Below are 24,065 nucleotides of genomic sequence, written 5' to 3'. Positions count from 1 at the left end.
CACCCTCCCCCGACCGCATCGAACCCGTCTGCCACCACCGATCGTCCGTGCCGCAGAGCACAAGATCCCGGGAACCGCCCCCGTTCACCCCATCGAGGGACACACCGGCCAACCACGACCGACAGCCGAGCCAGCAGCTGCCAACCCGTCGACTCTTGACAAGTGCGGGGCTCTCACAAGAGATTGACGCGCGTAGATTCATCTGCCTTTCCTCCAAGCACCCTCGGAGCCTCTGATGTCTTCGTCCATACCGAGATTCGCCGCGGTCTCCGCCGTCGTCGCCTCCGCCCTCGCCGCCGGTCTGCTCGCGGGCCCGTCGAGCGTCGCCGCGGAGATCACCACCGCGGAGGCCGCCGCCGCGGACGGCGCGGCCGCCGGCGTCCGCATCCACGACATCCAGGGCACGACGCGCGTCTCCCCCCTCGTCGGCAAGCAGGTCACCGGCGTCACGGGCATCGTCACCGGCGTCCGCACCTACGGCTCGCGCGGATTCTGGATCCAGGACCCGGAGGCCGACGCGGACCCGGCCACCAGCGAGGGCATCTTCGTCTTCACGAGCTCCGTCCCGACCGTCGCCGTCGGCGACGCCGTCAGCCTGAACGGCACGGTCACCGAGTACGTCCCCGGCGGCCTGAACTCGGGCAACCAGTCGCTGACCCAGATCTCCAAGCCGGTCGTCACGGTCGTCTCGAAGGGCAACCCGGTCCCGGCCCCGGTGACGATCTCGGGCTGGTCGGTCCCCGACGCGTACACCCCCGAGGGCGACCCGGCCGCGGGCGGATCGATCAACGGCCTGACCCTGGACCCCGAGACGTACGCCCTGGACTACTACGAGTCCCTGGAGGGCACCAACGTCCGGATCGACTCCTCGCGGGTGGTCGGCGCCACCGACGCGTACGCGGAGCTCTGGGTGACGGTGAAGCCCTGGGAGAACCCCAACCTGCGCGGCGGCACGGTCTACGGCTCGTACGAGTCCCAGAACACCGGTCGGCTCCAGATCCAGTCGCTGACCCCGCTCGCCCAGCAGCCCTTCCCCAAGGCGAACGTGGGCGACCGGCTGACCGGCACCACCGAGGGCCCCCTCGACTTCAACCAGTTCGGCGGCTACACGCTGACCGCCCGCACCCTCGGCACGGTCGTCGACGAGGGCCTGGAGCGCGAGACCACGGACAGGCAGCACAAGAACGAGCTGGCCGTGGCGACGTACAACGTGGAGAACCTCGACCCGGGCGACCCGCAGGAGAAGTTCGACGCGCTCGCGAAGGCGGTCGTCGAGAACCTCGCCTCGCCCGACATCGTCGCCCTGGAGGAGATCCAGGACAACAACGGCGCCAAGAACGACGGCACGGTCGCCGCCGACGCGACGGTGAAGAAGTTCACCGACGCGATCGTGGCGGCCGGCGGCCCGGCGTACGAGTGGCGCTCCATCGACCCGGTGAACGGCAAGGACGGCGGCGAGCCCGGCGGCAACATCCGTCAGGTCTTCCTCTTCAACCCCGAGCGGGTCTCCTTCACGGACCGCGCCGGTGGCGACGCGACCACCGCCACCGCCGTCACGGGCACCAAGGGCCGCGCCGCGCTGACCCTCTCCCCCGGCCGCATCGACCCGGCGAACGCCGCCTGGGAGGCCAGCCGCAAGCCGCTCGCGGGCGAGTTCGTCTTCCGCGGCCGCACGGTCTTCGTGATCGCCAACCACTTCGGCTCGAAGGGCGGCGACGAGTCCATCGTCTCGCACCACCAGCCGCCGAACCGTTCCTCCGAGGCGAAGCGACTCCTCCAGGCGCAGGCCGTCAACGCCTTCGTGAAGGACATCGTCGCGGTCGACAAGCAGGCCGACGTGCTCGTGGTCGGCGACATCAACGACTTCGAGTTCTCCGGCACGGCGCAGGCGCTGACGGACGGCGGCGTGCTCTACCCGGCCGTGAAGTCGCTGCCGGCCGGCGAGCGCTACTCGTACGTCTACCAGGGCAACAGCCAGGTCCTCGACCAGATCCTGACCAGCCCGGGCGTGCACCACTTCGAGTACGACAGCGTGCACATCAACGCCGAGTTCGCCGACCAGGACAGCGACCACGACCCGCAGGTCCTGCGCTTCCGCCCCTGACGGCCGGGGCCGTCACACGCCCGCGCTCAGACTGAGCGCGGGCGTGTACCGCCGCACCCGGCTGCCCGCGAGTCCCGGGTGGTGATGCACCCGCTTCCAGGCCTCGCTCAGCCGGGCGTCGTCCGCCAGCCACTCCGCGTGGGCCTGCTCGCTCTCCCACTCGGCGTAGTTCAGGACCCGGCCGCCGTCGGTGGACAGGTGGAACTGGGCGCTGATCCCGCCGGAGGCCGGCCGCTTCGCCGCGTCCTCGTCCAGGGCGGTGAACACGGTGTCCACCCAGTCCTCCCGGCGCCCCGCCCCGGGCCCGTCGAAGTCGGCCTCGACGACCACGACGACCCCCGGCAGCTCGCCGGTGCCCGTCCCGCCGCGGACGGCGGAACGGTGGATCGGCGCGTAGCGGCGGAGCTCCACCCGCTCGATGCCGGGCACGGCGGCGTCGATCTCGGCGTTCCGGTCGTCGCGGTAGGTGCGGACGAAGTCGTCGTAGGCCTTCTGCTCGGTCCACTGCGAGTAGTGCAGCAGCGTGTCCCCGTCGGTCCCGGCGGAGACGCTGTACGAGAGCAGGCCGAGGTCCGGCCACTCGCGGCTCTCCCAGGCCCTCCGGATGGCCTCGACGGCGGCGCGCTGGCGCTCGGGGGTGCCGACGCTCCAGGTGCTGACGAGGACGGCGCCGACGCCGGGGCGGTGGAGGTCGGGGCGGGCATCGGGGCGTGCGACGGCGTTCATGGAGTGTCTCCTCCTGCTCGGTTCGGATGGCTCCACCGTCCTCCCTCAACCATGGTTGAGGTCAAGGGGATCCACCGTGGGAGACTTCGTCCCGTGATCCTTCGCCCCGCCACCCGCGCCGAACTGCCCGCCGTCCTCGCCCTGCTCGCCGACGAGGACAGGGTCGTGGACCCCGCCTCGGTCGTCGTCACCGAGGCGTACGAGCGGGCCTTCGCGGACATCGGGGGCGATCCGCGCAACGAGATGCTGGTCCTGGTGGACGGCGGTCCCGTCCTGGGCTGCCTCCAGGCCACGTACATCCCGGGGCTCGGCAGGGGCGGCGCCGAACGGGCCCTGATCGAGGCGGTCCGGATCAGGGCCGACCGGCGCGGCGGCGGGCTCGGCCGGGAGCTGATGGAGCGGGCCGTGGCGCGGGCGAAGGAGCGCGGCTGCGCGCTCGTCCAGCTGACCAGCGACAAGCGGCGGACGGACGCCCACCGCTTCTACGCCTCGCTGGGCTTCGCGCGCAGCCACGACGGCTTCAAGCTGAAGCTCTGACGGCGCCTTCGGACGGGCGGTGTCAGCCCAGCAGATGTCCGCCGCCGTCGACCAGGAGGACCTCGCCGGTGATGTACGACGCGTGGGCCAGGTCGAAGACGGCGCCGGCGATGTCCTCGGGGCGGCCGATCCTGCGCAGCGGGACGACCCCGGCGACGTGCTCCTTGGCGGCGTCGGCGCCCTCGACCCCGTCGAACCAGGGGGTGTCGACGAGGCCGGGCGCGACCGCGTTGACGCGGACGTCGGGGCCGAGGGTCTTGGCGAGGAGCTTCGTCATGTGGTTGACGGCGGCCTTGGAGACGGCGTACGGGATGGAGCTGCCGCCGGGCCGGACGCCGGCCTGGGAGGAGACGGTGACGACGTTGCCGCGGGTCTTCCGCAGGTGCGGGACGGCGGCGGTGACGGTCTGCCAGACGCCGATGACGTTGACGTCGTAGAGGTGGCGCCAGACCTCGGGCGAGGCGGCTTCCAGGTCGTCGTGCGGGATGAACCGGGTGGTGCCCGCGCAGTTGACGAGGAGGTCAAGGCGGCCGAGGGTGTCCACGGTCCGCTCGACGAGTTCCCCGGCCTGGGTCTCGTCGGAGACGTCCGCCCGGAGGTAGACGGCGCCGGGCAGTTCGGCGGCGAGGCGCTCGCCGGCCTCGACGGAGCGCGCGGAGTTGACCGCGACCCGGTAGCCGGCCTCGGCGAGGCGGCGGGCGACGGCGGCGCCGATGCCCGAGGACGATCCGGTGACGAGTGCGACGCGCCGTTCGGCGGCGGTGCTGTGTGAGCTCATGCGGTGCGTTTCTCCATGTCCCCCTGTCGCGCCCGCCGATCATGCCAGACGGACCCCACTCTTCAGCGGCCCTTATCTCTCGGACCAAGCAGATCTAAGTGGACCTTCACGGTCGGGCGCGGCCAGACTTCCGGAATGAGCACTGCTTCCGGAATCACCCCCGAACGACCCTTCGGGCGCGCCCTCTGCGCGATGATCACCCCGTTCACCGCCGCCGGCGCGCTCGACCTCGACGCGGCGGGGGAGCTCGCCGTCCGGCTCGTCGCGGAGGGCTGCGACGGCCTGGTCCTCAACGGCACGACGGGAGAGTCCCCGACCACCACCGACGCCGAGAAGGCCGCGCTGATCCGCGCCGTCCGCGAGGCGGTCGGCCCCGGCCCGTCGGTCCTGGCGGGGGTGGGCACCGCCGACACCCGCCACACCGCGGAGCTGGCCCGGCAGGCCGAGGAGGCGGGGGCGGACGGGCTGCTCGTCGTCACCCCGTACTACAGCCGCCCCCCGCAGTCGGCCGTCGAGGCGCACTTCCTGAAGGTCGCGGACGCGACCGGGCTGCCGGTGATGGTCTACGACATCCCCGGCCGCACCGGCACCCGGGTCGAGCCCGCGACGATGCGACGGCTCGCCCGGCACCCGCGGATCGTGGCGGTGAAGGACTGCGCGAACGACCTGCTCGGCTCGGCCCGGCTGATCGCGGAGACGGGGCTCGCCTACTACTCGGGCAGCGAGGAGCTGAACCTGCCGCTGTACGCGGTGGGCGGCGCCGGCTACGTCAGTACGGTGGCGAACGTGGTGCCGCGTCACCTGCGCGCGGTCCTGGACGCCTTCGACGCGGGCGACACCGCCGGCGCGGCCCGGCTCAACGCCGGGCTCCTGCCGCTGGCGGAGCTGATGATGGCCTCGGGCCTGCCGGGCACGGTGACCACGAAGGCGCTCCTCGGCGGTCCGGTGCGCGAACCGCTGCAGCCCGCGGACCGGGAGACGGCCGACGGGCTGCGCGCGGCCCACGAGGCCCTCCTCCGCGCGGAGCGGGCGGAGGCGCGGGCGACCGGCTCACCGGAACCCGTCGCCGTGTGACAGGAGCTTCACGACGCCGTCCCGTCGCGTACCGCGCCCGGGGGACGGCGGTGCCCCGCGTGGCCTGAGCGCGCTTCGGGCGGCGGACGGCGACGCGTTCACCACCCCGCCGCCGGACACCGCCCCGCGCCCCCTGTGGCGGTGGGGCGGCCGCCGCCCCGCGCGGGAGGCGGCCGACCGCCCTCCCGGCCGTGCGAGGAGACCGGGAGGGCGACTCGCGGACCGTCAGTTGTGGCTGTGCAGGATCTCGTTCAGTCCGCCCCAGACCGCGTTGTTCGGGCGGGCCTCGACAGCGCCGGTGACCGAGTTGCGGCGGAAGAGGATGTTGGAGGCGCCGGAGAGCTCGCGGGCCTTCACGATCTGGCCGTCGGGCATGCTGACCCGGGTGCCGGCGGTGACGTACAGGCCGGCCTCGACGACGCACTCGTCGCCCAGCGCGATGCCGACGCCCGCCTCGGCGCCGATCAGGCAGCGCTCGCCGATCGAGATGACGACGTTGCCACCGCCGGAGAGGGTGCCCATGGTGGAGGCGCCGCCGCCGATGTCGGAGCCGTCGCCGACGACGACGCCGGCGGAGATGCGGCCCTCGACCATGGAGGTGCCGAGGGTGCCGGCGTTGAAGTTGACGAAGCCCTCGTGCATGACGGTGGTGCCGGCGGCGAGGTGGGCGCCGAGGCGGACGCGGTCGGCGTCGGCGATGCGGACGCCGGCGGGCACGACGTAGTCGGTCATGCGCGGGAACTTGTCGATCGAGGTGACCGAGAGGTTCAGGCCCTCGGCGCGGGCGTTGAGCCGCACCTTCTCGATGTCGTCGACGGCGACCGGGCCGAGCGAGGTCCAGGCGACGTTGGCCAGGTGGCCGAAGATGCCGTCCAGGCTCACGCCGTGCGGCTTGACCAGGCGGTGGCTCAGCAGGTGGAGGCGCAGGTAGGCGTCGTGGGCGTCGAGCGGCTTCTCGTCGAGCGAGGCGATGACGGTACGGACGGCGACCACCTCGACGCCCCGGCGGGCGTCCACGCCGAGGGCCTTGGCGGCGCCTTCGCCGAGGGCGTTGACGGCCTCGTCGGGGGTGAGGCGCTCGGTGCCGGCCGGGCCGGCGGCGTCGGTCAGCTCGGGGGCGGGGAACCAGGTGTCGAGGACGGTGCCGTCGCCGGCGATGGTGGCGAGGCCGGCGGCGACGGCGCCGGTGGTGCGAGGAGCAGTGGTCATGACGGAAAACCTAACGGGCGGCCCCCTGCCCGGGCCAACCGGTCTCAGGTGTCGGTCTGGTCCGTGGGCGGTTCCGACGAGGCTCCGGCCTGCCGGTTCGGGTCTTCGTTCAGGATCCGGGCCAGCATCTCCCGGGCGTACCCCTCGTCGTACGCGGCGCCGGTGAGCAGCACCTGGAGGCTGATGCCGTCCATGAGGGCGACCAGGGCGCGGGCGGTGACGGGCCCGGTGCGCGGGGCGAGGGCGGCGACGGCCTCGTCGGTCCACTCGGCGGCGACGGGACGCAGGGCGGGGCGGCGCAGGGCGGCGAGGTAGAGCTCGTACTCCAGCGCCACGCCGGTGGGTTCGGCGCCCAGCCGCTCCCGCAGGAGCGCGGCGAGGCCGGCGGCGAGGTCGGGCGCGTCGATCTCTGGGTCCCGCCGCAGCCGCGCCCCGAAGGTGCCGTCGACCCGGCGCAGCGCCGCGACGAGGAGTTCGTCGAGGGAGGCGAAGTGGTACGTGGTGGAGCCGAGCGGCACGTCGGCCTCGGCGGCCACCGTGCGGTGGCTGAGGCCGCCGATCCCGGCGCGTCCGACGACGGCGAGGGCGGCGTCGACGATCCGCTCGCGCCGGTCGGGGTCGTGCCTCCGGGGCCGTGCCATCAGTGCGCGCCGCCGAGGTTGAGGACGGCGACCCCGGCGATGATGAGGACGATTCCGGCGATCTTGGCGGCGTTGAGGCTCTCGCCGAGGAAGAGGTAGCCGATGAGGGCGACGACGGCGGTGCCGACACCGGACCAGATGGCGTAGGCGGTGCCGACCTGGAGGGTCTTGAGCGCCCGGGCGAGGAGCACGAAGGAGAGGAGGTAGCCGGCGCCGGTGACGAGGGAGGGCCAGAGCCGGGTGAAGCCCTCGCTGTACTTCATCGAGGTGGTGGCGAGTATCTCCGCCGCGATGGCGCCCGCGAGCAGTCCGTAACCCATGCGTACGAGCGTACACATCACGGCGTGCAGGTGTACATGTCAGCCACCGATACGGTGTCCCGCATGACCTATCCCCCAGGCCCGCCGGGGCCGCCGTACGGCTACGGCTACCCGCCGCCGCCCCCGCCGCCGCAACCCGGCGTGATACCCCTGGCGCCGCTCCGCTTCGGCGCGATCCTGACCGGCGCCTTCACGACCATCGGCCGTTACTGGAAGCAGCTGCTCGGGGTGACGGGGGCCGTCTACGGGGGCGCGCTCCTCGTCGTCGGGGCGGCGCTCGGCATCGCGTACGCCGCCGTCGGCGACCTCCTGCCCGCCGTGTTCGACCTGCCGGAGGGCCAGGAGCCCCGGTGGGACGACGTCCGGCCGCTGGTCACCGCCTTCGTCTGCGTCTGGATCGTCGCCCTGGTCGTGATGGTCTGCGCCACCACGGTGGTGGCGGCGGCCTGCCCGGCGGTGGTCCAGGAAGCGGTCCTCGGCCGGCCCACGACCTTCGGCGCGGTCTGGCGCCGCTCCTGGTCCCGGATGCCGGCGGTCCTGGGCACGGTGGTGCTGACGAGCCTCGCCCTGGTGATCCCGATGGCGCTGTTCGTCGCGGCCTTCGTCGGGCTGGTCGTGGCGCTGCTCCTGGCCGCGGACGACGCGACGGGCACCCCGGTGGGCGGCCTGTTGCTGGCCCCTCTGGTCGCCATCGGCCTGGCACTGCTCATCGCCCCGCTCGCGCTGTGGATCTGGGTGAAGTTCAGCCTGGCCCCGGCGGCCGCGGTGGTCGAGGGGCAGGGCGCCTTCGCCTCGATGCGCCGCTCCTCGTCCCTGGTCCGCGGCTCCTGGTGGCGCGTGTTCGGCTGCCTGCTCGCGGCCGGTCTGATGGCCGCCGTGGTGAGCGGGTTCATCCAGCAGCTGCTCTCGATGCTGGTCTCGGCCCCCCTCTCGGCCACCGACCTCTCCGGTGACGACCGGGGCGCCCTGATCGCCTCCCTGGCGGTCCTCGTCGGCGCCCTGGCGATCGGCCAGATGATCACCCAGGCGGTCGTCTCGCTCTTCCCGCCGATCGTCACCGCCCTGCTCTACATCGACCAGCGCATCCGCAGGGAGAACCTGGCCCCGGAACTGGCCCGCGCGGCCGGACTCCTCTGAGAACGCGGAACGGCCGTGCCCCGGAGGGCACGGCCGTTCGTCCGCGAACGGATCAGACGTTGAAGCCGAGCGCGCGCAGCTGCTCGCGGCCGTCGTCCGTGATCTTGTCCGGGCCCCACGGGGGCATCCAGACCCAGTTGATCTTCAGCTCGCTGACGATCCCGTCCGTCGCGGACTTCGCCTGGTCCTCGATCACATCGGTCAGCGGGCAGGCCGCCGACGTCAGGGTCATGTCCAGCGTCGCGACGTTCGAGTCGTCGATGTGGATGCCGTAGATCAGGCCCAGGTTGACGACGTCGATGCCCAGCTCGGGGTCGACGACGTCGTACAGCGCCTCACGGACTTCTTCCTCGGAGGCCGGCTTCATCGTGGCCTCGGCGTTCTCGGTCATGCCGACTTCCTCTCCGCGTCGCCCAGCGCCTGGGCGGTCGCGTCCTTCCACGCCATCCAGCTGAGCAGCGCGCACTTCACACGGGCCGGGTACTTGGAGACCCCGGCGAACGCGACCGCGTCCTCCAGGACCTCCTCCATCGCCTCGTCCGGCTCGATCTGGCCCTTGGACTGCATCAGCTCCAGGAAGGTGCCCTGGATCTTCTGCGCCTCGGCCAGCTCCTTGCCGACGAGCAGCTCGTTGAGGACGGAGGCCGAGGCCTGGCTGATGGAGCAGCCCTGGCCCTCGTACGACACGTCCTCGATGCGCGAGCCGTCGTACTTCACGCGAAGCGTGATCTCGTCGCCGCACGTGGGGTTGACGTGGTGCACCTCGGCGTCGCCGTCCCGAAGACCGCGCCCGTGCGGGTGCTTGTAGTGGTCCAGGATGACGTCCTGGTACATCGAATCCAGCTTCACGAGCCGTTCCCCTAGCCGAAGAAGTTACGGACGTGCTCCAGCCCCTCGACCAGGGCGTCGACCTCGGCCGGAGTGGAGTACAGATAGAACGACGCTCGCGTGGTCGCGGGAATTCCGTACCGCAGGCAGACCGGCCGCGCGCAGTGGTGGCCGACCCGGACCGCGATGCCCTGCTCGTCGAGGACCTGGCCCACGTCGTGCGGGTGGATGTCGCCCAGCGTGAAGGAGATCGCCGCGCCGCGGTCCTCGGCCGTGGTGGGACCGATGATCCGCAGGTCGGGCACCTCCTGGAGGCGCCGGACGGCGTACTCGGTGATCGCGTGCTCGTGACGCGCGATGTTCTCCATGCCGATCGCCGACAGGTAGTCCACGGCCGCGCCGAGGCCGACGGCCTGGGCGATCGGGGGCGTACCCGCCTCGAACTTGTGCGGGGCCGGCGCGTACGTGGAGGAGTGCATCGAGACGGTCTCGATCATCTCGCCGCCGCCGAGGAAGGGCGGCAGGTCCTCCAGGAGTTCCTGCCGTCCCCACAGCACGCCGATGCCGGTCGGGCCGCACATCTTGTGGCCGGTGAAGGCCACGAAGTCGGCCTGGAGCGCCTGCACGTCCAGGACCATGTGCGGGGCCGCCTGGGAGGCGTCGATGCAGACGAGCGCACCGACCTCCTGGGCGCGGCGGATGATCGTCTCCACCGGGTTGACCGTGCCGAGCAGGTTCGAGACCAGCGTGAACGAGACGATCTTGGTCTTCTCGGTGATGACCTCCTCGATGTTCGAGAGGTCGAGACGGCCGTCGTCGGTGAGGCCGAACCACTTCAGCTTCGCGCCCGTGCGCTGCGAGAGCAGCTGCCACGGCACGATGTTGGAGTGGTGCTCCATCTCCGTGATGGCGATCTCGGTCTCGTGGTCCACGCGGTAGGGCTCGTCGGCCCAGCCCAGCATGTTGGCCACGAGGTTGAGCGACTCGGAGGCGTTCTTGGTGAAGATCACCTCGTCGCGGCTCGGCGCGTTGATGAAGGCCGCGACCTTGTCACGGGCGCCTTCGTACAGCGCCGTCGCCTCCTCGGCGACCGTGTAGACGCCGCGGTGGACGTTGGCGTTGTGACGCTCGTAGTACTGGTTGAGCGCGTCGAGGACCTGCCGCGGCTTCTGGGAGGTCGCCGCGGAGTCGAGGTACACGATCTTCTTGCCGTCGTGGACCACGCGATCCAGCAGCGGGAAGTCCTTGCGGATCGCCTCGGTGTCGAGGAGGCCGGTCAGCCCCTGATGGGCGGAAGTCACGCGGATGCGCCACCCTTCACGTACTTGTCGTAGCCCTCGTTCTCCAGGACGTCGGCGAGCTCGGCGCCACCGGACTCGGCGATGCGGCCGTTCGCGAAGACGTGCACGAAGTCGGGCTTGATGTAGCGCAGGATGCGCGTGTAGTGGGTGATCAGCAGGGTGCCGACCTCACCGGTCTCGCGGACGCGGTTGACGCCCTCGGAGACGATGCGCAGGGCGTCGACGTCGAGGCCGGAGTCGGTCTCGTCGAGGATCGCGATCTTCGGCTTGAGGAGCTCCAGCTGGAGGATCTCGTGGCGCTTCTTCTCACCGCCGGAGAAGCCCTCGTTGACGTTGCGCTCGGCGAAGGCCGGGTCCATCTGGAGCTGCTCCATGGCGGACTTGACCTCCTTCACCCAGGTGCGCAGCTTGGGGGCCTCGCCGCGGACGGCGGTGGCGGAGGTGCGCAGGAAGTTGGAGACCGAGACGCCGGGGACCTCGACCGGGTACTGCATGGCGAGGAAGACGCCGGCGCGGGCGCGCTCGTCGACCGACATCTCCAGGACGTCCTCGCCGTCGAGGGTGACGGTGCCGCCGGTGACCGTGTACTTCGGGTGACCCGCGAGGGAGTACGCCAGGGTCGACTTGCCGGAGCCGTTGGGGCCCATGACGGCGTGGGTCTCGCCCTGCTTGATGGTCAGGTCGACGCCCTTGAGGATCTCGCGGGGGCCGTTCTCCGCCTCGACGGAGACGTGCAGGTCGTGGATTTCAAGCGTAGCCATGGGTGACTCAGGACTCCTGGGTGACGGAGACGAGCACATCGTCCCCTTCGATCTTTACGGGGTATACGGGGACGGGGCGCGTCGCGGGAAGGCCGGAGGGCTTGCCCGTGCGCAGGTCGAAGCTGGAGCCGTGCAGCCAGCACTCGATCGCGCAGTCCTCGACCTCGCCCTCCGAGAGGGAGACGTTCGCGTGCGAGCAGATGTCGTTGATCGCGTACACCTCGCCCTCGGTGTGCACGACCGACACCGGCGTGCCGTCGACCTCGACCCGCTTCGGGGTGTCGGCCTCCAGCTCGCTCAGCGCGCAGACTCGGACGAAGGCCATCAGACGGAGGCCTCCAGCTCGGCCTCGATCTTGGCGAGGAGTCGCTCCTGGACGTCCGGCAGACCGATCTGCTGGACGAGCTCCGCGAAGAAGCCGCGGACGACGAGGCGGCGGGCCTCGGCCTCCGGGATGCCGCGGGCCATCAGGTAGAAGAGCTGCTCGTCGTCGAAGCGGCCGGTGGCCGAGGCGTGACCGGCGCCGGCGATCTCGCCGGTCTCGATCTCCAGGTTCGGCACGGAGTCGACGCGGGCGCCGTCCGTGAGGACCAGGTTCCGGTTGAGCTCGTACGTGTCGGTGCCCTCGGCGGCGGCCTGGATGAGCACGTCGCCGATCCAGACGGCGTGCGCGTCCTGGCCCTGCAGCGCGCCCTTGTAGGCCACGTTGGACTTGCAGTGCGGGGTGTTGTGGTCGACCAGGAGGCGGTGCTCCTGGTGCTGGCCGGCGTCGGTGAAGTACAGGCCGAAGAGCTCGGCCTCGCCGCCGGGGGCCGCGTACCGCACGCGCGGGTGGATGCGGACGACGTCGCCGCCGAAGGTGACGACGACCGACTTGAAGGAGGCGTCGCGGCCGACCAGCGCGTTGTGCTGGGCGACGTGGACGGCGTTCTCGTCCCAGTCCTGGACGGAGACGACGGTCAGCTTGGCTCCGTCGCCGAGGACGTAGTCCACGTTGGCGGCGAGCACCGCGTCACCGGTGTGGTCGAGGACCACGACGGCCTCGGCGAAGGCACCGAGCTCGATCACCTGGTGACCGAAGGCGACGCCGCCCTGGCCGTGCACGGAGATGCGGATCGGCTCGGTGAGCACCGTCTCCTTGGCGACGGTGACGACCGAGGCCTTCTCGAAGGAGGAGTACGCCTGGGCGGCGACGCGGTCGACGGGCGTGCCGGCCCTGCCGAGGCGCTCGTCGTCGCGGCCGACGGTCTCCACGGTGACGCCCTCGGGGGCCTCGACCTCGACCTTGACACCCTCGCCGGAGGTGACGGCGGTGCCGTCGTGGAGGCCGCGCAGGCGCGCCAGCGGGGTGAACCGCCACTCCTCCTCGCGGCCGTGCGGGACGGGGAAGTCCGCGACGTCGAAGGACGGGGGCGCGCTCATGCGCGTGGCGACGGTGGACTCGGCGGCCACCGCGATCGAGCCGGCGGTGGTGGATCCCGCCGGGATGTTCTGAGCCTCAGCCATGGCTGTCGTGTTGCTCTCTTCCTGCGTACGTGTGAGTCGGTCGCTGCGGGTGCGGTGGCTGTTAGCCGACCGCGCCTTCCATCTGCAGCTCGATCAGCCGGTTGAGCTCCAGGGCGTACTCCATGGGGAGCTCCTTGGCGATGGGCTCGACGAAGCCGCGGACGATCATCGCCATGGCCTCGAACTCGGTGAGGCCGCGGCTCATCAGGTAGAAGAGCTGGTCCTCGGAGACCTTGGAGACGGTGGCCTCGTGGCCCATGGAGACGTCGTCCTCGCGCACGTCCACGTAGGGGTACGTGTCGGAGCGGGAGATCGTGTCGACGAGCAGCGCGTCGCAGAGGACGTTGGACTTGGCGCCCGGGGCACCCTCGCCGATCTCGATGAGACCGCGGTAGGAGGTGCGGCCGCCGCCTCGCGCCACCGACTTGGAGACGATGTTCGAGGAGGTGTTCGGGGCCATGTGGACCATCTTGGCGCCGGCGTCCTGGTGCTGGCCCTCGCCCGCGAAGGCGATGGAGAGGGTCTCGCCCTTGGCGTGCTCGCCCATCAGGTAGACCGCCGGGTACTTCATGGTGACCTTGGAGCCGATGTTGCCGTCGACCCACTCCATGGTGGCGCCCTCGTAGGCGACGGCGCGCTTGGTCACCAGGTTGTAGACGTTGTTCGACCAGTTCTGGATGGTCGTGTAGCGGCAGCGGCCGCCCTTCTTCACGATGATCTCGACGACGGCGCTGTGCAGCGAGTCGGAGGAGTAGATCGGGGCGGTGCAGCCCTCGACGTAGTGGACGTAGGCGTCCTCGTCGACGATGATCAGCGTCCGCTCGAACTGGCCCATGTTCTCCGTGTTGATGCGGAAGTAGGCCTGGAGCGGGATCTCGACGTGCACGCCCTTCGGCACGTAGATGAACGAGCCGCCGGACCAGACGGCCGTGTTCAGGGAGGCGAACTTGTTGTCGCCGACCGGGATGACGGTGCCGAAGTACTCCTTGAAGAGCTCCTCGTGCTCCTTCAGCGCGGTGTCGGTGTCGACGAAGATGACGCCCTGCTCCTCCAGGTCCTCGCGGATCTGGTGGTAGACGACCTCGGACTCGTACTGGGCGGCGACACCGGCGACGAGGCGCTGCTTCTCCGCCTCCGGGATGCCGAGCTTGTCGTACGTGTTCTTGATGTCCTCCGGCAGGTCCTCCCAGGACTCGGCCTGCTTCTCGGTGGACCGCACGAAGTACTTGATGTTGTCGAAGTCGATGCCGGAGAGGTCGGAGCCCCAGGTCGGCATGGGCTTCTTGTCGAAGAGCCGCAGACCCTTGAGACGCAGCTTGAGCATCCACTCGGGCTCGTTCTTCTTCGCGGAGATGTCGCGGACGACGTCCTCGTTGAGACCGCGCTTGGCGGCGGCACCGGCCGCGTCGGAGTCGGCCCAGCCGTACTCGTACCGACCCAGGCCCTCGAGCTCGGGGTGGCTGATCTCGGTGGTCATGCGGGGTTCCTCCCGGCCGTGCTTGCGGATGCTGATTCGGTGGTCTGTGGGGCGCCGTGCGGGATGAACGTGGTGCAGACGCCGTCACCATGCGCGATGGTGGCCAGACGCTGGACGTGCGTTCCCAGGAGGCGGGAGAAGAATTCCGTCTCCGCCTCACACAGCTGGGGATACTGCTCGGCGACGTGGGCGACCGGGCAGTGGTGCTGGCAGAGCTGCTCGCCGACCGGCGCGTTCCGCGCAGTGGCAGCGTACCCGTCCGCCGTGAGGGCCTTGGCCAGTGCCTCGGTCCGCTGCTCGGGCTCGGCCGCCTCGACGGCCTCGCGGTACGCCCCGGCCTGCGCCTCGATCCGGTCTCGGGCGAAGGCGGCGACGGCCGCCTCCCCTCCGGCGTTGCGCTCGATCCAGCGGAGCGCCTCGACGGCGAGGGAGTCGTACGACTGGTCGAAGGCGTCCCGGCCGCAGTCGGTGAGCGCGAAGACCTTCGCGGGGCGGCCACGGGTCCGGGTCCCGTAGACGCGCTTCTCGCGGGCTTCGACGACGTTCTCGGCGACCAGCGAGTCGAGGTGGCGGCGGACGGCCGCCTGGGTGAGGCTGAGCCGTCCGGCCAGATCGGCGACGGTCGAGGGACCGTGGTCCAGGATCGACCGCGCGACCCGGTTGCGCGTGGAACGCTCTCGGGTTGCGAGTTCCTCCACCGGAGCCGCGCCAACGTTTTTCACAACGCCATTGTTGCGTAATTAATCGAGAGGTGACAAGCGGCGTCCGGACCGACGACGGTGCGGTACGTCACTCAGGTAAGGCTTACCTGACCTGCGGAAACGATCATTCGTGGGATGAATCCCCAGCCCTCCGACCAGGCCCTTCGGGCCCGCCCCGGCCCCCCGGCCACGCCGTCGTCCGGGCCACCGTCCGGCCGCGCGAACGCATCAGACGCGCGAAGAACTCCGCGTCGCGGACGGCCGCGCCGCCGGGATCGTTGTTGAAGAACGCGAACACGTCCGCGCCCTCCGGCCAGGCCCCCGCGATCCGGTCCGCCCAGGCTCCCAGCGCCTGGCGGCCGTAACGGGGCCAGGGCCGGGCCCGTCCCTCGTGGAAGCGCACGTACCCCCAGTCCGCCGTCCGCCACAGCGGCGTCGCGGGCCGCGAGCCGCGGTCGGCCCAGCACAGGACGGCCCCGCGGTCCCTCAGGACCCCGGCGATCCCCTCGGTCCACCACGAGTCGTGCCGCGGCTCGACCGCCACCCGCACCCCGGGCGGGAAGCACGCGACCACCGCGTCCAGCAGCCCCGCGTCCGCGCGCAGCGTCGGAGGCAGCTGGAGCAGGACGGGACCGAGCCGGTCCCCCAGCGCGTCCGCCCGTCCCATCAGCCGTTCCACGGGCTCCTCGGGATCCCTCAGACGCTTGATGTGGGTGAGGAAGCGGCTCGCCTTCACCGCCATGACGAAGCCGGGGGGCGTCCGCTCCCGCCACGCGGCGAAGGTGTGGCGCTCGGGCAGCCGGTAGAAGGCGTTGTTGTTCTCCACGGTCGCGAACACGCGCGCGTACTCCTCCAGCCAGAGCCGCTGCGGCAGGCCCTCGGGATAGAGCACGCCCCGCCAGTCCCGGTACTGCCAGCCGGACGTGCCGATGTACACGGCCATGTGCCGCCCCTTCCCCGTACGGGACGGCTCACCCGGGCCGGGGAGGGGGCGTCCGGGGCCGGGAGCGCGTCTCGGGGCCGAGGGGACGTTCCCGGGCCGGAAGGGCGCCCCCGGATTCCGGTCGCGGCCGGAACCCGGGGGCGCGGCCCGCGCGCACCCGCCGGGTCCTTAGACTTCCGGACATGTCATACGAGTCCGTCGTCCGGGTCCGCGGCCTGGTCAAGCGGTACGGAAGCAAGACCGCCGTCGACGGCCTCGACCTCGACGTCCGCGCGGGCACCGTCACCGCCGTCCTCGGCCCCAACGGGGCCGGCAAGACCACCACCGTCGAGACCTGCGAGGGATACCGCAGGCCCGACGACGGCACCGTCCGCGTCCTGGGCCTCGACCCGGTCGCCGACGCCGCCGCCCTGCGCCCCAGGATCGGCGTGATGCTCCAGTCCGGCGGCGTCTACTCCGGCGCCCGCGCCGACGAGATGCTCCGCCACATGGCGAAGCTCCACGCCCACCCGCTGGACGTCGACGCCCTGATCGAGCGCCTCGGCCTCGGCTCCTGCGGCCGTACGGCCTACCGGCGGCTCTCCGGCGGCCAGCAGCAGCGCCTGTCGCTCGCCATGGCCGTCGTGGGCCGCCCCGAGCTGGTCTTCCTCGACGAGCCCACCGCCGGGCTCGACCCGCAGGCCCGCCGCGCCACCTGGGAGCTGGTCCGCGAGCTGCGCGCCGACGGCGTGACCGTGGTCCTCACCACCCACTTCATGCAGGAGGCCGAGGAGCTCGCCGACGACGTCGCCATCGTCGACGCCGGCCGGGTCGTCGCCCAGGGCAGCCCCGAGGAGCTGTGCCGCGGCGGCGCCGAGAACACCCTGCGCTTCTCCGGCCGCCCCGGCCTCGACCTCGGCTCCCTGCTCAAGGCGCTCCCGGACGGCTCGGCCGCCGCGGAGACGCTGCCCGGCACGTACCGGATCACCGGCGCCGTCGACCCCCAGCTGCTCGCCACCGTCACCACCTGGTGCGCCCAGCACGGGGTCATGCCCGACCGCATCTCGGTCGAGCGCCACACCCTCGAAGACGTCTTCCTCGAACTGACCGGCAAGGAGCTGCGGTCGTGAGCACCGGTACGTACACGCCGAATCCGGGGGCCGCCCCCGTCGGGCGGATGATCGCCGCGCAGACCGCCCTGGAGACCAGGATGCTGCTGCGCAACGGCGAGCAGCTGCTCCTCACCGTGATCATCCCCTCGCTGCTCCTGGTGCTCTTCTCGACGGTCGACGTGGTCGACACGGGCTCCGGCGAGGCCGTCGACTTCCTCGCCCCCGGCGTCCTCGCGCTCGCCGTGCTGTCCACCGCCTTCACCGGCCAGGCCATCGCCACCGGTTTCGAGCGGCGGTACGGGGTGCTCAAGCGGCTCGGCGCCTCACCGCTCCCCCGCTGGGCGCTCATGACCGCCAAGACGCTCTCCGTCCTCGTGACCGAGGTCCTCCAGGTCGTGCTCCTGACGGTGATCGCCCTCGCCCTGGGCTGGTCGCCGCAGGGGAACCCGCTGTCCGTCCTGCTGCTCCTGGTCCTCGGCACCGCCGCGTTCTCCGGGCTGGGCCTGCTGATGGCCGGCACCCTGAAGGCCGAGGCCACCCTCGCCGCCGCGAACCTGGTCTTCCTGCTGCTCCTGGTGGGCGGCGGCGTCATCGTCCCGCTGGAGAAGTTCGGCGCGGCGGGCGACGTGCTCGCGCTGCTCCCGATCTCCGCGCTCTCGGACGGGCTGCGCGACGTCCTCCAGCACGGGGCGTCGATGCCGTGGGGCGACGCGCTGATCCTGGCCGTCTGGGCGGTCCTGGGGCTCGGTGCGGCGGCGAGGTTCTTCCGCTGGGAGTAACCGTAAGGTTCCGTTCCGCCATATACGCCCCCCTCGTGAAAGCGCGCACAAGCACCGCCCTACGATAGGGCCCGTGCAGACCCCCCTCGCCTCCATCGCCCAGCGCTGGACCCCGTCCCCCCGGACGCTCCGGCGCGCCGCGCTCGCCGCCGTCGTGATGAGCGTGCTCATCATCGTCACGGGTGGCGCGGTCCGGCTGACCGGTTCCGGTCTCGGCTGCGACACCTGGCCGAAGTGCACGGACGACAGCCTCATCGTGACGCCAGAGCAGGGCTACCGGGGCGCGATCGAGTTCGGCAACCGGATGCTGACGTACGTCCTGTCGGCGGCGGTCGGCTGGGCGATCGTCTCCGCCCGGTCCACCAAGCCCTGGCGCCGCGGGCTCACCCGGCTCGCCTGGGCCCAGTTCTGGATCGTGATGAGCAACGCCGTCATCGGCGGCATCACGGTGTGGATGGGCCTCAACCCGTGGACGGTGGCCGGCCACTTCCTCGCCGCGAACTCCCTGCTCACGGTCGCCGTCATCACCTGGCACCGCACCGGCGAGGGCGACACCGCCCCCCGGCCGCGGGTGCCGCGCCCGGTCCGGAAGCTGTCCTGGGCGATCACCGGCGTCTCCGCGCTGCTCATCGTGCTCGGCACGACCGTGACCGGCGCCGGCAAGCACGCCGGCGACAGCAGCGACGTCCCGCGCATGCCGTGGGACTGGACGGACGCCGCCCACGTCCACGCGATCGCCGCCTGGGTCGTCTGCGCCCTCGCGCTCGCCATGTGGCTGGTCCTGCGCGTGGTGGACGCCCCCGACGACACCAGGGCCCGCGCCCGCGACCTGCTGATCGTGCTGCTGGGCCAGGGGGCCATCGGTTACGTCCAGTACTTCACGGGCGTCCCGGAGCTCCTGGTCGCCGCCCACATGCTCGGCTCCTCGCTGATGTGGATCGCCGTCCTGCGCCTCGCCCTGAGCCTGCGCGAGCGCCCGCTCGTCGCCCCCGGCATCCCGGCCCAGGCGGACCCGGAGCTGGCGGCCACGGCCTGACGGCCTTTGGATCCTGGATACGGATCTCGGATCCGAGATCCGTATCCAGGATCCGAAATCCCCACGGGTCTACCGGCTCCCCTCGAGCCGGTAGACCCTTTTCGCGTTCTCCGCCGCGATCATCCCGGCCACCCGCTGCGCGTCCGTACGGGACCAGGCGCCGTCCATGACCCACTCCCCGAGCACCCGGGTGAGCGCCGAGCGGAACGTGCTCGCCGCGACCACGTGGAGCTCGGGCAGTCCCCGCGCGCCGCTGGAGAACAGCAGCTTGCCGAACGGCGCCCGCTCCAGGACCTCGGCGAGGACGGCCGCCGCCCGGGCCCCCGTGTGGGCGAGTACGGGGCCCAGGTCGGCGTACACGTGCGGGTGAAGTCCGGTCAGGTGGGCCGCCGCCCGGTGGTGCGGATAGGCGTGCAGCAGGACGAGGTCGGAGCCGAGGCCCGCGGTCGCGGCGGCGAAACCGGCCAGGACGGCCGGGTCCCGGTCCCCCGTGTGCAGTTGGAGGGGGCGCCCGGCGGTGACCGCGATCCAGAGCAGGTGGCGCAGCAGGACGGGGTCGGTGAGCGGGCCGCCGGCCGGGCGGGCGGCCAGCCAGCGGCCCGCAGCCCCGCGCACCTCGCCCGGTCCGGGCGGCTCCGGCGAACTCGCGAGCCCTCGGGGCGCTCCCGGGACGGAGGCGAAGGCCACCGCGTCGGCGGCGGCCCCGTGGACGGCCTCGGCGAGGTCGGCGAGGAAGGCCTCGACGGTGTCCGAGGCGTCGGCGACCCGCTCGGCGAGGGGTTCGAGGCGGACGATCTCGTGGGCCTCGGCGGCACCCGCGGCGCCGAGTTCGGCGGGGGGCGTGAGGTCCCCGGGGAGCCCGGTGTCGACCAGGTAGGCGGAGATCCCGGAGGCGCGGAGGAGCCGGCGGCCGGCCTCGGCGGCGCCGAGTTCGCGGCGGCGGGCGAGGTAGCGGGCGGGCGGGCAGTGCGGCTCCAGACCGAGGAGCGGCGGGCACCAGCGGCGCACGGCGAAGCCGGTCTGGGTGTCGAAGAAGGTGGTGCCCGCGGCGGGCAGTGCGGCGGCTCCGCCCAGGTGGGCGCCGAGGTGGGCCTCGAAGGTGCCGAGGCCGAGCTCCGTACGGAGCACCCCGTGGCAGTGCTGGTCCACCAGGTGCGGCGTGTCGATCATCTCGGGGGGCTCCCTGCGTGGACGTGTCTCCACACGTCCTAACGGGTGAGCCCCGCGCGAGGTTGTCGCCTCAGCTGTTGGAGGGTCCGCCGATCTGGATGCCGGCCATCCGGGTCCACTCGTACGGGCCCGTGGCGACCTTGGCGGCGAACTCGCCGTCGAACTCCTCGTGAAGGGTCAGACCGGCCTTCTCGGCGGCCTGCCGCGCGATCTCGTGCGTGCGCGCGACGAGGTCGCCCCAGCCGCCGTCGGCGCCGACCAGGACGATCCGGGTGCCCGCCTGGCCGATGTGCGCGAGGTGCCCCTCGCAGCCGCCGTGCGCCTTGGAGAAGGCCTGGATCTCCTTGGCGAGCCTGGCCGCCCTGCGCTCTTCCTGCTTCGTTTCTGCCATGACACGGATGCTACCGAGGGGTAGATCCAGTGGCGACGGCCGGGCCGTGTGGGCTGTCCCACGTGACCCGGCCGTACGCCGTACGTCCTCAGATGAGCGCGCCGAGCGCCCAGGGCGTGTCCGGCGATTCGCGTCGGATCAGGCCCTAGCGCAGGAAGGGGTCCACCGCGACCGCGACGAAGAGCAGCGAGACGTAGGTGATGGACCAGTGGAAGAGGCGCATCTCCTTGAGCTTGGCGCCCGTCACCTCCGCCTTGGCGCGGTTGAGGAGCGCGTGCGCCTCCCAGAGCCACCAGCCGCCGGTGAGCAGCGCCACCGCCGTGTAGAACCAGCCCGTGTAGCCCAGCGGGGTGAGCAGCAGGGAGACGGCGACCATGACCCAGCTGTAGATCACGATCTGCTTGGCGACGACCTTGTTGGAGGCGAGGACCGGCAGCATCGGCACGCCCGCGCGCGCGTAGTCCTCCTTCACCTTCATCGACAGCGGCCAGTAGTGCGGCGGCGTCCAGAAGAAGATGACCAGGAAGAGGATGACCGCGGCCCACGACATCGAGTTGGTCACCGCCGACCAGCCGATGAGCACCGGCAGGCAGCCGGCGATGCCGCCCCAGACGATGTTCTGCGCGGTGCGCCGCTTCAGGATCATCGTGTAGATCACGACGTAGAAGAGGAGCGCGCCGAGCGAGAGCGCGGCGGACAGCCAGTTGACGAGCAGGCCGAACCAGAGCGTGGAGACCACGGCGAGGGTGAGGCCGAAGACCAGGCCCTCGCGCGGGGTCAGCACGCCCGTGACGAGCGGGCGCTGGGACGTGCGGTCCATCAGGGCGTCGATGTCCCGGTCGATGTACATGTTCAGCGCGTTGGCGCCGCCCGCCGAGAGGTAGCCGCCGAAGCAGGTGGCGAGCACCAGCCAGAGGTCCGGCACACCCTGTTCGGCGAGGAACATCACCGGAACGGTCGTGATGAGCAGCAGTTCGATGATCCGCGGCTTGGTCAGCGCCACGAATGCCTTGACGCGGGCCCCGAACGGCCTATGGCCCCCCGGGCTGGGAGTCAAGACGACCCCTGCGGGTCGGGACTCGACGGCCGTCACGCACACCCCTGACAGAGAAATTCCCAGCAAGCTCCCCCGGTGAAGAAGGGGTAAAGCTTGCGCGTACCACGCCACTGTAGACGTTGCCCAGACGCCGATCTTCGCGGGGGTGGGGTCGTGTTGGTGCGGTGCGTCCCAAGGGGTGGACACGGTTCGGGGCGGCTCCGGGTGAACCTCGGGAGGCGAACTCGTACGACCACCGGCAGTCTTGCTGTGTCCTTTCATTTCTCCGCTCATTTGAGGGGCATGGACACGAAAAGAGGGGCGTTCCGCGGGGGTAGGCTCGACAACGCCGGTACACCCTCAGTCACCGGCTCAAGACATGTGGAGAGGAGCCCTGACCCAGGGTGAGCACTAAGCCGACCACCACAGACCTCGAGTGGACCGAATTGGACCAGCGGGCCGTCGACACCGCCCGCCTTCTGGCCGCGGACGCCGTACAGAAGGTCGGCAACGGCCATCCCGGTACCGCGATGAGCCTTGCGCCTGCCGCGTACACCCTCTTCCAGAAGGTGATGCGGCACGACCCGGCCGACCCCGAGTGGGTCGGGCGCGACCGGTTCGTCCTCTCCGCCGGCCACTCGTCCCTGACCCTCTACACCCAGCTCTACCTGGGTGGCTTCGGTCTCGAACTGGACGATCTGAAGGCCTTCCGCACCTGGGGCTCGAAGACCCCGGGCCACCCGGAGTACGGCCACACCGCCGGCGTCGAGACGACCACGGGCCCGCTGGGCCAGGGTGTCGCCAACGCCGTGGGCATGGCGATGGCCGCCCGCTACGAGCGCGGCCTGTTCGACCCGGAGGCCGCCGACGGCACCTCGCCGTTCGACCACCGGATCTACGTGATCGCCGGTGACGGCTGCCTGCAGGAGGGCATCTCCGCGGAGGCGTCCTCGCTCGCCGGCCACCAGAAGCTCGGCAACCTGATCATGCTGTGGGACGACAACCACATCTCGATCGAGGGCGACACCGAGACCGCCGTGTCCGAGGACACGATGAAGCGGTACGAGGCCTACGGCTGGCACGTCCAGCGCGTCGAGCCCAAGGCCGACGGCGACCTGGACCCGGCCGCGCTGTACGCGGCGATCAAGGCCGCCGAGGCCGAGACCGAGCGTCCGTCGTTCATCGCGATGCGCTCGATCATCGCCTGGCCCGCGCCGAACGCGCAGAACACCGAGGCCGCGCACGGCTCGGCGCTCGGCGACGAGGAGATCGCGGCCACCAAGCGCGTCCTGGGCTTCGACCCGGAGCAGACCTTCGAGGTCTCCGACGAGGTCATCGCGCACACCCGCGCGCTCGGCGACCGCGGCCGCGAGGCCCGCGCCGAGTGGGAGAAGCGGCTCTCCGAGTGGCGTACGGCCAACCCGGAGCGCGCCGCCGAGTTCGACCGCATCCAGGCGAACGAGCTGCCGGCCGGCTGGGCCGAGAAGCTCCCGGTCTTCGAGACGGGCAAGGGCGTCGCCACCCGTGCCGCCTCGGGCCAGGTCCTCAAGGCGCTCGGCGCGGTCATCCCGGAGCTGTGGGGCGGTTCGGCCGACCTCGCCGGCTCGAACAACACGACGATCGACAAGGACTCGTCGTTCCTGCCGGAGGGCAACCCGCTTCCGGAGGCCGACAAGTACGGCCGCACGATCCACTTCGGCATCCGCGAGCACTCCATGGCCGCGGAGATGAACGGCATCGCGCTGCACGGCAACACGCGGATCTACGGCGGCACCTTCCTGGTGTTCTCCGACTACATGCGCAACGCCGTGCGCCTGTCGGCCCTGATGCACCTGCCCGTGACCTACGTCTGGACCCACGACTCGATCGGTCTGGGCGAGGACGGCCCGACGCACCAGCCGGTGGAGCACCTCGCCTCGCTGCGCGCGATCCCGGGTCTGAACGTGGTCCGTCCGGCCGACGCCAACGAGACGGCGCTCGCCTGGCGCGAGATCATGCAGCGCCACACCAAGGTCTTCGGCAAGGGCGCCCCGCACGGTCTGGCGCTCACCCGCCAGGGCGTGCCGACGTACGCCCCGAACGAGGACACCGTCAAGGGCGGCTACGTGCTCTTCGACGCCGAGGGCGGCGAGGCGCAGGTCGTGCTGATCGCGACCGGCTCCGAGGTGCACCTGGCCGTCGAGGCCCGGGAGCAGCTCCAGGCCGCCGGCGTCCCGACCCGGGTGGTCTCGATGCCGTCCGTGGAGTGGTTCGAGGAGCAGGACCAGGCGTACAGGGACTCGGTCCTGCCGCCGTCGGTCAAGGCCCGCGTCGCGGTCGAGGCCGGCATCGGTCTCACCTGGCACAAGTACGTCGGTGACGCCGGCCGGATCGTCTCCCTGGAGCACTTCGGCGCCTCGGCGGACGCGAAGGTCCTCTTCCGCGAGTTCGGATTCACGCCGGAGGCGATCGTCGCCGCCGCCCGGGAATCCCTGGCCGCCGCCGCGCGCTGACGTCCGTACGTACGACTTAATTGGAGA

25 protein-coding genes are annotated in these 24,065 nt (G+C 71.5%); 8 read left to right on the top strand and 17 right to left on the bottom strand.

Going from position 1 to position 24,065, the window contains the following annotated elements; translation table 11 throughout:
* Positions 1-235: 235 nt before the first annotated feature.
* Entirely contained in the window at positions 236-2,104 is a 1,869-nt protein-coding gene (locus K7G60_RS11585) for an endonuclease/exonuclease/phosphatase family protein (protein WP_225800748.1), read from the top strand.
* Between the two features lie 12 nt (positions 2,105-2,116).
* Here K7G60_RS11585 and K7G60_RS11580 read toward each other — a convergent pair whose 3' ends face one another.
* Positions 2,117-2,830: an antibiotic biosynthesis monooxygenase gene (locus tag K7G60_RS11580; RefSeq protein ID WP_225800747.1), complete on the bottom strand. Its 714-nt coding sequence runs from the start codon at positions 2,828-2,830 to the stop codon at positions 2,117-2,119.
* Positions 2,831-2,923: 93 nt separating this feature from the next.
* Here K7G60_RS11580 and K7G60_RS11575 point away from each other — a divergent pair, with 93 nt between their 5' ends.
* Positions 2,924-3,367 carry a GNAT family N-acetyltransferase gene (locus K7G60_RS11575; protein WP_225800746.1) on the top strand — a complete coding sequence of 148 codons (444 nt, stop codon included), beginning with the start codon at positions 2,924-2,926 and terminating at the stop codon, positions 3,365-3,367.
* Positions 3,368-3,389: 22 nt separating this feature from the next.
* Here K7G60_RS11575 and K7G60_RS11570 read toward each other — a convergent pair whose 3' ends face one another.
* A complete protein-coding gene (locus K7G60_RS11570; RefSeq protein WP_225800745.1) occupies positions 3,390-4,145 on the bottom strand; it encodes an SDR family NAD(P)-dependent oxidoreductase in 756 nt (251 codons plus the stop codon).
* 135 nt (positions 4,146-4,280) lie between these two features.
* Between K7G60_RS11570 and dapA the strand changes: the two genes are divergently transcribed.
* On the top strand, positions 4,281-5,219 hold the full coding sequence (gene dapA / locus K7G60_RS11565; protein ID WP_225800744.1) for a 4-hydroxy-tetrahydrodipicolinate synthase: 939 nt from the start codon (positions 4,281-4,283) through the stop codon (positions 5,217-5,219).
* Between the two features lie 225 nt (positions 5,220-5,444).
* Here the strand turns inward: dapA and dapD are convergent, their stop codons facing one another.
* Genes dapD through K7G60_RS11550 form a run of 3 tightly spaced genes read right to left on the bottom strand, consistent with a single transcriptional unit; the run spans position 5,445 to position 7,407 of the window.
* On the bottom strand, positions 5,445-6,428 hold the full coding sequence (gene dapD, locus K7G60_RS11560; protein ID WP_225800743.1) for a 2,3,4,5-tetrahydropyridine-2,6-dicarboxylate N-succinyltransferase: 984 nt from the start codon (positions 6,426-6,428) through the stop codon (positions 5,445-5,447).
* Between the two features lie 44 nt (positions 6,429-6,472).
* Positions 6,473-7,069: a TetR/AcrR family transcriptional regulator gene (locus tag K7G60_RS11555; protein WP_225800742.1), complete on the bottom strand. Its 597-nt coding sequence runs from the start codon at positions 7,067-7,069 to the stop codon at positions 6,473-6,475.
* Positions 7,069-7,407, bottom strand: coding sequence for a multidrug efflux SMR transporter (locus tag K7G60_RS11550; RefSeq protein WP_225800765.1), 339 nt, complete (start codon positions 7,405-7,407; stop codon positions 7,069-7,071). Before K7G60_RS11550 ends, K7G60_RS11555 begins: the two co-directional genes overlap by 1 nt.
* 45 nt (positions 7,408-7,452) lie before the next feature.
* On the opposite strand from K7G60_RS11550, the gene K7G60_RS11545 reads away from it, so the two are divergent.
* Positions 7,453-8,526, top strand: coding sequence for an oxidoreductase (locus K7G60_RS11545; RefSeq protein WP_225800741.1), 1,074 nt, complete (start codon positions 7,453-7,455; stop codon positions 8,524-8,526).
* 52 nt (positions 8,527-8,578) lie between these two features.
* Here K7G60_RS11545 and K7G60_RS11540 read toward each other — a convergent pair whose 3' ends face one another.
* From K7G60_RS11540 to K7G60_RS11500, 9 genes are all read right to left on the bottom strand, one after another.
* Positions 8,579-8,917 carry a metal-sulfur cluster assembly factor gene (locus K7G60_RS11540; RefSeq protein ID WP_030205917.1) on the bottom strand — a complete coding sequence of 113 codons (339 nt, stop codon included), beginning with the start codon at positions 8,915-8,917 and terminating at the stop codon, positions 8,579-8,581.
* Positions 8,914-9,375 (bottom strand): Fe-S cluster assembly sulfur transfer protein SufU, encoded by a 462-nt coding sequence (gene sufU, locus K7G60_RS11535; RefSeq protein ID WP_116161626.1) that lies wholly within the window; start codon positions 9,373-9,375, stop codon positions 8,914-8,916. Before sufU ends, K7G60_RS11540 begins: the two co-directional genes overlap by 4 nt.
* Positions 9,376-9,386: 11 nt before the next feature.
* On the bottom strand, positions 9,387-10,655 hold the full coding sequence (locus tag K7G60_RS11530) for a cysteine desulfurase (protein WP_093876689.1): 1,269 nt from the start codon (positions 10,653-10,655) through the stop codon (positions 9,387-9,389).
* Positions 10,652-11,416, bottom strand: a complete 765-nt coding sequence (sufC, locus tag K7G60_RS11525; RefSeq protein ID WP_030692513.1) for a Fe-S cluster assembly ATPase SufC — start codon at positions 11,414-11,416, stop codon at positions 10,652-10,654. Before sufC ends, K7G60_RS11530 begins: the two co-directional genes overlap by 4 nt.
* 7 nt (positions 11,417-11,423) lie before the next feature.
* Positions 11,424-11,741 (bottom strand): bifunctional 3-phenylpropionate/cinnamic acid dioxygenase ferredoxin subunit, encoded by a 318-nt coding sequence (locus K7G60_RS11520; protein ID WP_030692512.1) that lies wholly within the window; start codon positions 11,739-11,741, stop codon positions 11,424-11,426.
* The gene (gene sufD / locus K7G60_RS11515) at positions 11,741-12,922 is read right to left on the bottom strand and encodes a Fe-S cluster assembly protein SufD (RefSeq protein ID WP_225800740.1); all 1,182 of its coding nucleotides are present in this window, start codon (positions 12,920-12,922) and stop codon (positions 11,741-11,743) included. The genes K7G60_RS11520 and sufD overlap by 1 nt, the downstream gene beginning before the upstream one ends.
* 61 nt (positions 12,923-12,983) lie before the next feature.
* Positions 12,984-14,399: a Fe-S cluster assembly protein SufB gene (sufB, locus tag K7G60_RS11510; protein WP_041128639.1), complete on the bottom strand. Its 1,416-nt coding sequence runs from the start codon at positions 14,397-14,399 to the stop codon at positions 12,984-12,986.
* Entirely contained in the window at positions 14,396-15,121 is a 726-nt protein-coding gene (locus tag K7G60_RS11505; protein ID WP_225800739.1) for a metalloregulator ArsR/SmtB family transcription factor, read from the bottom strand. The genes sufB and K7G60_RS11505 overlap by 4 nt, the downstream gene beginning before the upstream one ends.
* Before the next feature lie 103 nt (positions 15,122-15,224).
* Positions 15,225-16,043, bottom strand: a complete 819-nt coding sequence (locus K7G60_RS11500) for a DUF72 domain-containing protein (RefSeq protein ID WP_225800738.1) — start codon at positions 16,041-16,043, stop codon at positions 15,225-15,227.
* A gap of 182 nt (positions 16,044-16,225) precedes the next feature.
* Between K7G60_RS11500 and K7G60_RS11495 the strand changes: the two genes are divergently transcribed.
* The 3 genes from K7G60_RS11495 (at position 16,226) to K7G60_RS11485 (ending at position 18,949) form a co-directional block, all read left to right on the top strand.
* Positions 16,226-17,152: an ABC transporter ATP-binding protein gene (locus K7G60_RS11495; RefSeq protein ID WP_225800737.1), complete on the top strand. Its 927-nt coding sequence runs from the start codon at positions 16,226-16,228 to the stop codon at positions 17,150-17,152.
* A complete protein-coding gene (locus tag K7G60_RS11490) occupies positions 17,149-17,913 on the top strand; it encodes an ABC transporter permease (RefSeq protein WP_225800736.1) in 765 nt (254 codons plus the stop codon). The genes K7G60_RS11495 and K7G60_RS11490 overlap by 4 nt, the downstream gene beginning before the upstream one ends.
* A gap of 73 nt (positions 17,914-17,986) precedes the next feature.
* Positions 17,987-18,949, top strand: coding sequence for a heme A synthase (locus K7G60_RS11485; RefSeq protein WP_225800735.1), 963 nt, complete (start codon positions 17,987-17,989; stop codon positions 18,947-18,949).
* Between the two features lie 69 nt (positions 18,950-19,018).
* Here the strand turns inward: K7G60_RS11485 and K7G60_RS11480 are convergent, their stop codons facing one another.
* The 3 genes from K7G60_RS11480 to K7G60_RS11470 form a co-directional block, all read right to left on the bottom strand.
* Positions 19,019-20,119: an amidohydrolase gene (locus tag K7G60_RS11480; RefSeq protein ID WP_225800734.1), complete on the bottom strand. Its 1,101-nt coding sequence runs from the start codon at positions 20,117-20,119 to the stop codon at positions 19,019-19,021.
* 70 nt (positions 20,120-20,189) lie between these two features.
* Positions 20,190-20,510, bottom strand: coding sequence for a hypothetical protein (locus tag K7G60_RS11475; RefSeq protein WP_225800733.1), 321 nt, complete (start codon positions 20,508-20,510; stop codon positions 20,190-20,192).
* Between the two features lie 145 nt (positions 20,511-20,655).
* The gene (locus tag K7G60_RS11470; protein ID WP_225800732.1) at positions 20,656-21,609 is read right to left on the bottom strand and encodes a heme o synthase; all 954 of its coding nucleotides are present in this window, start codon (positions 21,607-21,609) and stop codon (positions 20,656-20,658) included.
* A 341-nt stretch (positions 21,610-21,950) separates the two neighbouring features.
* Here K7G60_RS11470 and tkt point away from each other — a divergent pair, with 341 nt between their 5' ends.
* Complete coding sequence (gene tkt / locus K7G60_RS11465) at positions 21,951-24,038, top strand: transketolase (protein ID WP_225800731.1); 2,088 nt, start codon at positions 21,951-21,953, stop codon at positions 24,036-24,038.
* The last annotated feature ends 27 nt before the right edge of the window (positions 24,039-24,065 follow it).

The organism is Streptomyces sp. NK15101 (assembly GCF_020400725.1).
Taxonomy (GTDB): domain Bacteria; phylum Actinomycetota; class Actinomycetes; order Streptomycetales; family Streptomycetaceae; genus Streptomyces.
Note: the sequence above shows the minus strand (reverse complement) of the source record. Positions and strands in the feature narration are given on the sequence as shown.

Bases quoted from the DNA above. Each gene is read 5' to 3' on its own strand.
- K7G60_RS11475 (WP_225800733.1), bottom strand. From the start codon at position 20,510: ATGGCAGAAACGAAGCAGGAAGAGCGCAGGGCGGCCAGGCTCGCCAAG.
- K7G60_RS11500 (WP_225800738.1), bottom strand. From the start codon at position 16,043: ATGGCCGTGTACATCGGCACGTCCGGCTGGCAGTACCGGGACTGGCGG.
- K7G60_RS11570 (WP_225800745.1), bottom strand. From the start codon at position 4,145: ATGAGCTCACACAGCACCGCCGCCGAACGGCGCGTCGCACTCGTCACC.
- K7G60_RS11520 (WP_030692512.1), bottom strand. From the start codon at position 11,741: ATGGCCTTCGTCCGAGTCTGCGCGCTGAGCGAGCTGGAGGCCGACACC.
- K7G60_RS11540 (WP_030205917.1), bottom strand. From the start codon at position 8,917: ATGACCGAGAACGCCGAGGCCACGATGAAGCCGGCCTCCGAGGAAGAA.
- dapD (WP_225800743.1), bottom strand. From the start codon at position 6,428: ATGACCACTGCTCCTCGCACCACCGGCGCCGTCGCCGCCGGCCTCGCC.
- sufC (WP_030692513.1), bottom strand. From the start codon at position 11,416: ATGGCTACGCTTGAAATCCACGACCTGCACGTCTCCGTCGAGGCGGAG.
- K7G60_RS11585 (WP_225800748.1), top strand. From the start codon at position 236: ATGTCTTCGTCCATACCGAGATTCGCCGCGGTCTCCGCCGTCGTCGCC.
- K7G60_RS11495 (WP_225800737.1), top strand. From the start codon at position 16,226: ATGTCATACGAGTCCGTCGTCCGGGTCCGCGGCCTGGTCAAGCGGTAC.
- K7G60_RS11480 (WP_225800734.1), bottom strand. From the start codon at position 20,119: ATGATCGACACGCCGCACCTGGTGGACCAGCACTGCCACGGGGTGCTC.
- dapA (WP_225800744.1), top strand. From the start codon at position 4,281: ATGAGCACTGCTTCCGGAATCACCCCCGAACGACCCTTCGGGCGCGCC.
- K7G60_RS11580 (WP_225800747.1), bottom strand. From the start codon at position 2,830: ATGAACGCCGTCGCACGCCCCGATGCCCGCCCCGACCTCCACCGCCCC.
- sufB (WP_041128639.1), bottom strand. From the start codon at position 14,399: ATGACCACCGAGATCAGCCACCCCGAGCTCGAGGGCCTGGGTCGGTAC.
- K7G60_RS11545 (WP_225800741.1), top strand. From the start codon at position 7,453: ATGACCTATCCCCCAGGCCCGCCGGGGCCGCCGTACGGCTACGGCTAC.
- sufD (WP_225800740.1), bottom strand. From the start codon at position 12,922: ATGGCTGAGGCTCAGAACATCCCGGCGGGATCCACCACCGCCGGCTCG.
- K7G60_RS11550 (WP_225800765.1), bottom strand. From the start codon at position 7,407: ATGTGTACGCTCGTACGCATGGGTTACGGACTGCTCGCGGGCGCCATC.
- K7G60_RS11555 (WP_225800742.1), bottom strand. From the start codon at position 7,069: ATGGCACGGCCCCGGAGGCACGACCCCGACCGGCGCGAGCGGATCGTC.